The 11,577-nt window shown below is 37.6% G+C and carries 5 protein-coding genes and 1 pseudogene; 2 read left to right on the forward strand and 4 right to left on the reverse strand.

Annotated features, from left to right (window positions below; genetic code table 11):
• Positions 1-84: 84 nt before the first annotated feature.
• The 4 genes from SAGCYANO_RS40810 to SAGCYANO_RS40825 form a co-directional block, all read right to left on the reverse strand.
• Complete coding sequence (locus tag SAGCYANO_RS40810) at positions 85-6,186, reverse strand: AAA family ATPase (protein WP_202225222.1); 6,102 nt, start codon at positions 6,184-6,186, stop codon at positions 85-87.
• Between the two features lie 189 nt (positions 6,187-6,375).
• Positions 6,376-7,626 carry a carotenoid oxygenase family protein gene (locus tag SAGCYANO_RS40815; protein ID WP_202225223.1) on the reverse strand — a complete coding sequence of 417 codons (1,251 nt, stop codon included), beginning with the start codon at positions 7,624-7,626 and terminating at the stop codon, positions 6,376-6,378.
• A gap of 40 nt (positions 7,627-7,666) precedes the next feature.
• Positions 7,667-8,473, reverse strand: a complete 807-nt coding sequence (locus SAGCYANO_RS40820) for a carotenoid oxygenase family protein (RefSeq protein ID WP_202225224.1) — start codon at positions 8,471-8,473, stop codon at positions 7,667-7,669.
• A gap of 82 nt (positions 8,474-8,555) precedes the next feature.
• Positions 8,556-9,884 carry an AAA-like domain-containing protein gene (locus SAGCYANO_RS40825; protein ID WP_202225225.1) on the reverse strand — a complete coding sequence of 443 codons (1,329 nt, stop codon included), beginning with the start codon at positions 9,882-9,884 and terminating at the stop codon, positions 8,556-8,558.
• Positions 9,885-9,928: 44 nt separating this feature from the next.
• On the opposite strand from SAGCYANO_RS40825, the gene SAGCYANO_RS40830 reads away from it, so the two are divergent.
• Entirely contained in the window at positions 9,929-10,489 is a 561-nt protein-coding gene (locus SAGCYANO_RS40830; RefSeq protein ID WP_202225226.1) for an SUMF1/EgtB/PvdO family nonheme iron enzyme, read from the forward strand.
• A gap of 239 nt (positions 10,490-10,728) precedes the next feature.
• Positions 10,729-11,577, forward strand: a pseudogene (locus SAGCYANO_RS40835) (bifunctional metallophosphatase/5'-nucleotidase); the annotation flags it as partial.

Below are 11,577 nucleotides of genomic sequence, written 5' to 3' on the forward strand. Positions count from 1 at the left end.
GTCGTCACGATAAACCCGGTTTCTAGAGAATACTTGACCGGCTCTCTAGTCTACGGCAACAGCATAGCTGAACTGCCTTCTGCCTTATTCCTGCGACTCGACCCAAACAATATCAAATATCAACTCATAAATCCGATTATAAACCTTGATATCTCCCTCTTCCTTCACCACCAAACCCGACAACAACAATTCCTTCTCCTCTAAAGTACCACCTGCCGTCACCTGACCTTGAGTTAAAATTTGTCTGTATAAATCTAGCAACTTACAACTAGGCTGGGTACTATCAAGAATCCGATCGCGTATAGTTCTTAAATGTTCGGGTTCATCTTGTACTTCCCAATTTTCTATCACCTGAGCTTGGACTAAATTCTCCACCCATTGAGCTTCCTCATCAGTGGGAATAGGAGATGAGCAGTCCCGGATCATTCTACAAATCTTTTGAGTGAGAAACGGTTGCCCATTTGTCCAAGACAAGACTTCTTGCAAGACGATTTGCGGATTACTCACCTTTTCTGTCAACCCTTGCAGTAGAGGTTGAGCTTCTTGTAGTTGAAAACCTTTTAAATGAATAGCTTGACCAAGATTAAATGGTGTTCTTTTGGAGTCAGAGATTAAATCTGAAGGGGTAGCTACTCCCAATAACACAAAAACTAAACCTTGATATCGGGGATTAAGACTACGTTTATTATAGCAAGCACGAATTAGGGCAAAAAACTCATTCACTGAAAAATCCAAGGCGAGGATATTATCAATCTCATCTAAGAAGACTACTATTTTTTTTGCAGGCAGCTCATTATCAAGCTTGACTTCAGTTAAAAGAATATCTTCAATAAACTGACTTAAGCATTGTAAGGGAGAAATATCTTTGCGTTCATTCCACCAAGCTTTGAAATTAACCTTGTCTAACAAATCAAAGCCCTGCAATAATTCGATCATCAATCCTTTGTACCATTGCTCTGGTGTGACGTTATCACTACTAATGGAGGTTATATCAATGGTTGCACAAACCAGATTTTCTCGTTGTAGTTGATGCACCATGCTCACCATCAGACTGGATTTTCCCATCTGACGCGGGTTGAGAATATAACAAAATTCTCCTTTTTTCAAAGCTTGATAAAGTTCTCTGTCTGCGGAACGCACTACATAAGTGGGAGCATTACTGGGTAAACTACCCCCTACTTGATAGTCATAAGTGGAAGTGTCTTCTGCACTGCGCAACAGAGCATTTTCGACTCTGAGGATTTCTAACTGGAGGCGTTCACTTTCTGCTTGTTGGCGTTGAGTGATGTCTTGAAAAGCAGCTATGGCATAAACTATTTCACCTTTGTCATTGAAAACCGGAGTAGCAGCAACTTCTAGGGGAATAAATTTATCTCCTTGGTGAATTGTCAGATTATCAATAGTTGTACTTTTACCTTTTAAAGCTTGCACAATTGGTTGTTGCTCGGTGGGATACAATTGCTCCGTTCCTGAGAGGTAAACTTGATAAGCTTTGGTGAGCTCAGTTGAATCGCTTTGGGTGATAATGCCTTTACCTAGTATTTGTTGAGCAGTTTGATTAGCGTAGTAAGGTTTACCCTTAGCGTCTGTGACAAAGATACCTATGGGTACTGCTTCCAGAAACTGAGCTAGTCTGGTTTCACTTTCACGCAATACTTCTTCTGCTTGTTGCCGTTTGACAATTTGCTGTTTTAAGGATAAATTAATATTAGCCATATCTTCATAAAGCTTGGCATTTTTGATAGAGATAGCCACTTGAGAAGACAGTATTTTTAACAGTTCTAATCGCTCCGGTGTAAAAGCTCCAGAGGTTAAATTGTTTTCTAAGTAAAGCCAACCCATAAAATCTCCTTGATACAGGACTGGGTTACATAAAAGCGATTGAGGTTGATTTTTAATCAGATACAAGTCTTGAGCAAAAATAGATTCGGGAACATCTTCCGAGTTTAACAAAATAGTTTCTTGGGTTCTTTTGACATAATTAAGTATAGATAAAGGTAACTGTAACTCATCTTGGATTACTGCTGGTTTATGCAAAACTAACTGGTCATTTTCCAGAGATGTCATCGCTTCAATAAAAAGCCGATTCTCCTGCTCTAAAATCAAGTAACTGATTTGAGCACCAGCATTCTTCATTAAGATTTGCATCAATTTCTCGAGTAGTTTATCAAGAGTGATTTCATTAGCTAGGCTTTGGGAAGCTTGAATAACTGTGGTTAAATCGATAACTTCTGTAGCCTTGGCAGATTTAAAAACAGGCTGAGTACCGGATACTAATGGTTGCGGTGGAAATCTTGCCGATACTGGAGCAAGGAGTTGTGGATATCTTGATTCCAAATCTTTGACTTTAGCTAACGCTCCCCAAGCAAGATAACCATGATATGCTTTGCTCATGTAGGTTGTAGCGATTTCTTCCCTACCTAAAGACAGATAGAATTCTGCTGCTCTTTCGTAAGCAAGAGCTTCATCTTGAATATACCCCTGGTCTTTGGCACCGCGAATGGCGCAGTCGTAATACTCCATCGCCAGCAGAGTTTCTCCCAACACCCGAGCTTTTTCTGCTTCAACCAGCTCATACTTATGTTGATAATTCATTGGACAATGATCTGCCCAATATTTCATTTTCTCTTGATTTGCTACTACTTGGTTAAGACTCTCTGGGGAGTCCTTTTCTATCTCTAGATTACCGGGAAAATAAGCATGGGGATATGAGGCTAAAATAGCTAAAGAATAGTAAAAATTATGCTGGCTGAAGATAATTCCTGCTTGGACAAAACCAGCATATTTAAACCCAATCACCGCATATTTGATAGCATCTTGATAATCTTTAAATAAATAGCAAAGCAGACATTTAGCAAAATACAAACTAAACAGGGATATTAAATCATTAGTACTTTCTAAATAAGATTGCATTTGGTTCTCATCTAGATAATTCCCAATCAACAATAGCTTATTTGCCGACTCTCCTCTTAAATTTGCTACTAACTGGCTATCTATACTGCACATACTAAATTGATGCTTTTGTTGAAATTGTTTGATAAATTTAAGATATTTTTTTGATTTTTTTTGTACATCGTCTAAGTTGTTGCCATTAAAAAATAAATGAGCACAGTAAAAATTAGCAGCATGACAAGCATGTTCTATATCACCGACTTCTAATCCACTTTGAATAGCTTGAAAAAGAGGTTCAATTGTTTCCCTACAATGCTTCTTACGGTGTTTAATATTAATCGACATTGCTACAAGAAATTTAGATTGAAGCTCTTTAGCATTCAACTGAGCTAAGAGCAGTTCAGCTAAATTATTTAATTCATACGCGGTATCTATATCAGGTACGAACCAACTTGTTATAGAACCATAAGTAACATAAGCAAAAATAGATGGTGGTGAATTTCCATATTGCCGAGAAATATCCACCATAGTATATAAAATAGGTAAAGCTAATGTACTTTCTTCAAAACAAGCAGGCGGAAATATCAGTATTAAAATTTCCATTGCTGCAAGTTGATTATTATCGGTTATTCTAGGGAGCTGTGCTAACTCCTCAATCTTCAATTCTTGAGGTGGTAATTCAGATAAGGTTACTCCTAATTCTTTTAAGGCAGTTAATCCTGTTTCTAGGGCTGAACTGATTTTATTTTGAGCTAGCAGGAGCTGTGTTTTTAGCTGATATAGCCGGGCTTTTTCTAGTAGATATTTGACTGTTTTTAGAGCTAAATTGCACAGTTGAAAAGCGGGTTCTAAATTAGCATTAAGGTATTCGGTTTCTGAAGCTTCAAAATGCAAATCGAAGGCTAACTGATATTGCTCTTCCCAACTGGCCGCATTTAAAAGTTGCAGACCTACATTAAAATAGTTGACAGCAGCTTCATAAGCTGTAGCTGCCTTAGCTTTCTTGCCAGCAATGAGATTTAATTTAGCTAACTCATATTTTTCAGTTTCCGTCTGCAAAAAATTAGTGCCAAAATTCAATTGATTCACTACTAAAAAAATCTGCTCTTCTTGCTCTTCTTGGAGATTATTTTTGAGCAACAGTTGACCGATTTGATAATGAGTTATAGCAATTTCTGATTCAGGTATCAAAGAATAAGCAGCTTGCTGTACTCGGTCATGCAAAAACTTATAATTAACCTCAACATTTTGCTGTTGAAAATTTAGTGATTCTGACTCTGAGAAAACTAGCGGGATTTTATAGGTATCAGACAGAGGTAAAATTAACCCCGCCATAAGTGCAGGTAACAGTTTTTTTGCTGCATATATTTCTGAGTTTTCATTAATTACAGCTAGAAGCTTGAGGTTAAAACTATTACCAAGACAAGCAGCAAATTTTAGGAGTCTTTGTGAAATAAATGGTAAATCTTGAATTTTTTTGGCAATTAAATCAATAATATTATTACCTAAAATTTTCGTAAATTTATGATGATTTAAATCTAAATTCCAATGACAACTAGCAGTCTGATAAACCAGTATTTTTTCAGTATATAGAGTTTTGAGTAACTGAGTTAAGAAGAAAGGATTGCCTCTGGTTTTTTCAAAAATCAACTCCGACAGAATCTTTAATTGCTCGGCATCTATATTTCGGCTTAAGCTGTCGCCAATTAATTCCGTAACCTGAACTTTAGACAAAGGTTCAACTACAATATTATTAATAACCGTGCCAGTTTCTCTCACCTTATCTATAGTTTGAAATAATCGATGACTGGCAGTTACTTCATTATTTCGATAGGCTCCAATAATCAATAGATATTTACTACTATCATCAGTACTGATTAACTGCATCAGTTTCAGAGAAGCTGCATCTGCCCACTGTAAATCGTCTAAAAAGATAACCAAAGGATGTTCTGGTTGACAAAAAACATGAATAAATTGTTGAAATACACGATTAAATCTATTTTCCGCTTCCAATAAACCTACTGCTAATACTTCTGGTTGTGGTCCGATAATTAATTCTACTTCAGGTATAACATCAATAATGATTTGACCATTAGCCCCTAAAGCCAGCAGTAATTTTTCTTTCCAAGTAGCAATCTTGGCTTCACTTTCGATTAATAACTGACGAATTAACTCTTGAAAAGCTCTAATAAAAGCACTATAAGGAATATTTTGTTTAAGCTGGTCAAATTTGCCTCTAATAAAATATCCTCTGTATTTAACCAGAGATTGAGAAACTTCATTAACAATCGATGTTTTGCCAATACCTGAGTAACCTGAAACCAAGGTTATTGCCGTTGTTCCTTGAATTACTCGATAAAAACTATCTAATAAAACTTGTACTTCTTGTTCTCGTCCATAAAGTTTTTGTGAGATAATAAGTTGATTACCCTCATCCCCCTTACCCAGGACAAAATCTTCAATTTTTCCTCCAGTTTCTAGTTGCCATAAACAATTTTCTAAGTCAATTTTTAACCCTGTAGCACTTTGGTATCTATCCTCAGCATTTTTAGCTAAGAGTTTCATGATGATATTTGAAATAGCTTCAGGAATATTTGCTTTTTCTGTAGGATTTGTGGGTTGTCTTGCCATGTGGCAATATAGCATTTCCACTGGATCATCACTGTAAAAAGGTACGATGCCAGTGAGCATTTTATAAAAAGTAATCCCCAAAGTATAAAAGTCAGTGCGATAGTCTAGTAAACGATTCATTCTTCCCGTTTGTTCGGGAGAAATATAGGTAAGAGAGCCTTCTTGCCAGTCAAGATGACTAATTGTTTGTTGCTCTGGGGGCAGAAGAATAGCACGACTAAAGCCAGTAAGTTTTACTTCTTTGGTTTGGGGATTAATAAAAATATTATCAGGTTTGATATTATTATGAATAATCGACCGCTTATGGATTTCAGTTAGAGTTGATGATAAGGAAATAGCAATTCTGAGGAAATCTTTACTAGAGAGTTGATTGATCTGAAGAAACTGAGATAAAGGTTGACAGCCAAAGTCTTCTAAAATTAAAGCTAAATGATTTTGCTGTCTCTCTAATTGATAATGTTTAACGATGCTTGGACAATCTATAGTTTTAGAGATTTGATATTCTTGTTTAGATTGGGTAATATCTTCCAAGGTTGCATCTGCAAGGGGAAGTATTTTGAGCAATACTGGTTGTTGGCTTGTATCGTCTATTCCTTTATATAAAATAGTTTTTTGATTAACAAATAGAGTTTCTGTGAGCTTAAATCCAGGAACTACAACCATAATAGTTTTTAGATAAATGATTGTGGCAATACTACCACAATACACAAGTGATCATTGCTCTAATTGTGAGGGAATTTAGGGGGAAAGTGTAAATTTTAATTTTTTTTTGCTGCCTAACCAGAAGAGACAAAAATGATTGAAAGCCTCTTCTGGTATTGCTTACACTATCACGCAGTCAACCCTATTTAATCAGGGGTTGTTACATACCTGATCAATTTCACTCTTTAGTGTCTCTTTGTCTTGACGAGAAAAGGAAGAAAGACGCCAATTATCTATCCAAGTATCTAAACCATGGGTTACATCTCCACTATCACTAGAAGAACCACTGTCAGATATATTTTTCAACCACGCTGTGTGCAATGTCAGTCCAAAATTTAGCTCTTCATGCCACAATTTACATACTGGTCCTTCTTGGAGAGCAGCAGCATCAAAAATCCAGATTTCACTCCTATCTGGAGTAAAAGCAACACATACAATGTAACCATCGGTAGGGCTATCTGTTCCACCCTTGCGTGGAACAAACTGTGGTGAAAACCCTATGTAACCTGGGGGAAACTTGTAATAGTCTTCAAAGGTCACTGACTCAGCATCCAATCGATATAAGCAAGAAGGTATACCTGCTTCGGCTAGTTCAATAACTTGATTCAATTCTACTGTTCTATATTCATAGTTTAGGTATTGATCATACATAAACTTAGTTGTCAGCTCTTCCCAAAGTCCTAGAGAAGTCCAGTAAATTTTATCCAACTTATTTAGAGGAGTGTGACCTGGAAAATTAGGACTATTATAAGTATACAATCCTGCTCCCCAAGTGAGACCTTCATCCAAATTATCATTAATCGAAGATTGAACAGACGCTTCTTCACTAAGATCTATGACATGGCGTCCCATTAAGCTAATATCCATTTCACCTATCTGTATCCCTAACAATTCAGGAGGTATCTTCTGATTGCCTTGGGCTAATTTATCTCCCTTACGGAGCCATTGGGCAATATCCCAAGCACAAATATGGGCAGTATTAAGTGTAATTTTTGAATCACTATTCTCATGAGAGTAATCCACTAAAAAGTGAGATATTTCACGATGTATTTCTACTTGATGTGCCTCGACTTCTGCTGAACCGTTTAAGTTTTCGCGAGGTACTATATATATCATGTTCTCCGGTGATGGTGTAATGCGGAGCAGCTTTCGTAACGGCTTTGTGAATAGAGATAGAGGAAAAGGGAAATTATTGATCATCTGCTCAATTCCAATAGCAAAAGATGTATCTATTAGAACTAGATATTTCTCAGTTATCCCAATCTGATGCATACTTTGGCGAATTTTGATTGGTTTACCCCTGAAATCAACTATCTTCCACTTTTGCAAATTCTCTGTAGCATCCCATTTCATCACATAGACAAAATTATCTAGACTTAAAAAGATTGAATATTTAGACAAAGTACCCTCCAAATTAATTCAAGATATTGAATTAGATTGATCAACCAATCAAAGATTCCAAATATTTTTTATCAGTTCTGGATTTTGTTCTATTTCCTACTATTATATTAGTGAGCAGACTGAAAGACCAAGGAAATATTCTCAATAAATTCAATAATGACCTAGAGTAATTAACAGTAAACATCTCTTCTGTCTGGTGGTCGAAGATCGGATGAGCAGTGCTTAAAATTGTTGGGAAAAGATGTCTTGGTTGGTTGGGATCTGGTATCCATTCATCCAAACTTCCAACCGGAGCTTTTACATCGAGGGTCTTTGTATTAATTTCGTAAGGGATACCTGCATCATAAGTTATTAACAGGCGTTCATGGTTATCTTTACCAAATTTAAAGGGAACAAATGCTGTATTTAATTGATTGCGAAGACCAAGTGCAGGAGAAAATCTGATCAATCCAAAATTATAAAATTTTAATATTTCACGATATTTTAAATCTGGACTTTCTTCAATTTTTTTGTCAACTTTGTAATCGGGAGAATTGGCAATTTTTTGCTTCCATTTTACTTTACCCTCCTCGTCAAAATCAAATCGATAAATCATTCCGTCACCATTCATAAATGTATTTCCGTTATCATCTATCAGATTACGTTGACTAATCCTTTTATATATGTCCTTTAATATAGGTCTCCCTTTGTCGTCAACCTCAAAATTACCGACTGGTGCAACTATAAACATATGACCATGTAAACCAGAAGGTAGCTCTCCTTCTAAAATTGTCAATTCATCTGAAATTTCTTTACGATTCGCATCCATAATAGATCGTGGAACTTGCGTAACTTGATGTTTAACCATTGCCTTCTCTTTTTGATTTATAATTTATTTAGTAGTCTACTTTAATTGAGCAGAAAAATACAGAGCTTACGACCAAGATTAATTAGCGATCGCTCATTTCCTTTAACGCTTGCTGGAAATAATCTCGATACAACTGACAACTAATAACTGCCTTATTATTAGATAATTTAATTAACCCCATACTATTTAACTTGTAAGCCTGGATCGGTTCTAATAATATAGGTTCAGTAGCCACTACCACTTTACTCAAAGCGCTTGCTAATTCTGAGTTTTCGTACAACTTCTCTTGATGACGATTCAAGTGACTTGCATAAATTCCTGTAGAGGTAGGAGCCGTTTTTAATAGTTCTTTCAATGTCATTTTCTCCTGACTAAGATAATAAATAGCAAGATGCACTAGAGCAGGATGTCCTCCTACCATCCTCATCAAAAGATTTGCTTCTTCCCCATCTATCCAGCTTAATTCGTAACATTTAGCTAATTCTACAACTTCTTCCCAACTCAAACTACCTAGCTGTATAGGCAATCCTACATTGAAAGGTGACTGCTTAAGTTGCAGAGGGACATAACTTTCAGTTGAGTGAACCACCACTAAGCGCAACTTCTGCCACACCAAAGTTGTTTTAGCTTTCTCATACCACAAACGTAACAAAGAGAAAAACTCTTTTGCTATTTTCAGATTCTCAAAAACCTGATTCACTTCATCCAGAGCTAGAAGTAAGGGTGCGTTGATTGATTTTAGCAAATAATTTTGGAAGTATAAATTGCAACTAGCCTTACATCCCAGCTCCTCATCCCAATAGTCATCTAACTTGATCTCTAAGTCTAGCTCATGGGTAATATTAATACAAAAAAAGCGCAAGAAGGTGCTAACATCCCTGAAAACTTCTTCGTCTAACTGTTGCAGATTGAAATAAATGGTGTGATAGCCCGACTCATTTGCACGCTTAATAAGACGGAGTAGCACAGAAGTTTTGCCCATTTCTTGAGGTGATTTTATTCTTACCAAGGCTCCAGGTTTCTGAATCTCTGCATATATTTTATTTTCAATATCAGACCGTCTGATATAATATTGAGAATCTAAAGATATAACTCCCGAAGGAAACAGAGGCTTTTCTTTCCAGACCATAAAAAAATTTTTAACTAATTTCATGCAGTTTCTTTTGCCCACCCTTTGACCAATAAGACAAGAAAGTTTTTTAAATAAACTAGGGGCAACAATATTGGTAATATAACCGCAGCTATAGTTTTTCTCTAGGGCTATTTGGTCATAGGTATAATCCCGCCAGATACCCTTAAGAGTTTGTGTTTCTATGGTACTTAGAGGAGAATAGGAAATCTGAGGCAGTCTGAGATTTATGGTCTCTAGGACAAAATCTATGTCTAAATCTTTAGTTCTTTCTTCACACATACAATGGTCTATCGTAAGTTTTACACTATTTCAAACATAATACTTTGATTGTTTGTCGTTACAAATTATACTGGACTTTGGACAACAGAAAAGTGCTGAAAAATCAAAACCTCATAATCCTCTCACTGTTATCAGCATCAACTTTTAGTTTAGGTGATGCAGGAGATCTAAGAGGTGGTTTAAAAGAATCTACTTATACCTGGGGTAAAGAATATTCTGCCAAAAAAGCCAACACCAGGCAAGGATTTTTTCCCTTTCTCAATACCAAAGCGGATGGTTACTTGGGAACTGCTCCCGTTGGTTCGTTCAAGTCGAATGGTTACGGTTTGTATGACATGACAGGTAACGTTTGGGAATGGACAGCCGACTGGTATCGGGTTGAACGCAAAGACATGGCTCATAGCCTTAACCCAGAAGGCCCCAGCCAAGCCGAAAGTTTTGACCCCAAAAAACCCGTCGAGGGTGCGTTACACGTGATTAAGAGAGGTTCTCACCTCTGTGCGCCCAACTATTGCAGTCGATACCGTCCAACTGCACGGGAGTCCCAGTCACCGGATACTGGAACCACTCACATTGGTTTTCGCCTCGTCAAAAATTTGGGCTAACTAAATAATGAATAATTAATAATGAATAATTAATAATTAGGGCTTGCTGATTAATCCTAAAAGTATTGACTGGCATTGGTTTTAGTGTTTTATAGTTGAAAAAAATACCAACTTTTCGTAAGTATTCAAGCAGATGTGATATTATGATAAACCTACGGCTCGCTATGCTAAGGCAACAAAAAGTGAACCGACGGACATTTCGTCCAGAGTTCAATATTATTGTTTAGAGGTTTTTCTTAATGATTTTGAATCGTATTTGGAAGCATCTGTGGAAGAATGTAGTGGTTATTGCGATCGCCACTACTTTCTTTTTGAGTGTCGCTGTCCCCCCGGCGACAGCATGGAACCTATTGGACTTCTTCAAAGGGTTTGACTGGTTTAGTAAATCCGAACCCGCTCCCACCAGCACTGCTGCCGACTCAGAGGCCACAACCTTTACCCTACAACTTCTCCATGCTTCCGACTTTGAAGCTGGCCTGGAAGCTCTGGAGGACGCGCCTCGTTTTTCAGCCGTCCTCAACGCTCTCAAAGAGGACTACCCCAATACCCTTTTCCTTTCCTCTGGAGATAACTACATTCCCAGTCCGTTCCTATTTGCGAGTGGCGACCCGGCCATGAGTGAAACCCCTGTGGGTAAAGCGGGTATTGGCCACGCCAATATCGAAATCCATAACCAACTGGGTGTCCAAGCTTCCACTTTTGGCAACCACGATTTCGATCTGGGCACGAAGGAAGTGAGCAACATCATTCAACCTTCTGGCGAATACCGTGGAGCGTTGTTTCCTTATCTGAGCGCGAACTTAAATTTCAGTACAGACCCTGACTTGGCAGACCGGGTGACGGAAAACGGACAAGAGATTAGCACGCTGGCAGCAGGAGAATTAGCAGGAACGGCGATCGCAACTGTTGGTGGCGAAGAAATCGGCATCGTTGGTGCAAGCACACCATTGTTACCTGCTATCGCCTCCACAGGTGAGGTGATCGTACTCCCTGAAAATGACACTGACTACGATGCACTGGCTGCTGATATTCAGGCTGCTGTAGACGAGTTGACGGCAACGGGCATCAACAAAGTGATTCTTTTGTCC

This window comes from Okeania sp. KiyG1 (assembly GCF_014132355.1).
GTDB lineage: Bacteria > Cyanobacteriota > Cyanobacteriia > Cyanobacteriales > Microcoleaceae > Okeania.

Excerpts from the sequence above, each read along its gene's own strand:
- SAGCYANO_RS40810 (WP_202225222.1), bottom strand. The coding sequence starts at position 6,186 with ATGGTTGTAGTTCCTGGATTTAAGCTCACAGAAACTCTATTTGTTAAT.
- SAGCYANO_RS40820 (WP_202225224.1), bottom strand. The coding sequence starts at position 8,473 with ATGGTTAAACATCAAGTTACGCAAGTTCCACGATCTATTATGGATGCG.
- SAGCYANO_RS40825 (WP_202225225.1), bottom strand. The coding sequence starts at position 9,884 with ATGTGTGAAGAAAGAACTAAAGATTTAGACATAGATTTTGTCCTAGAG.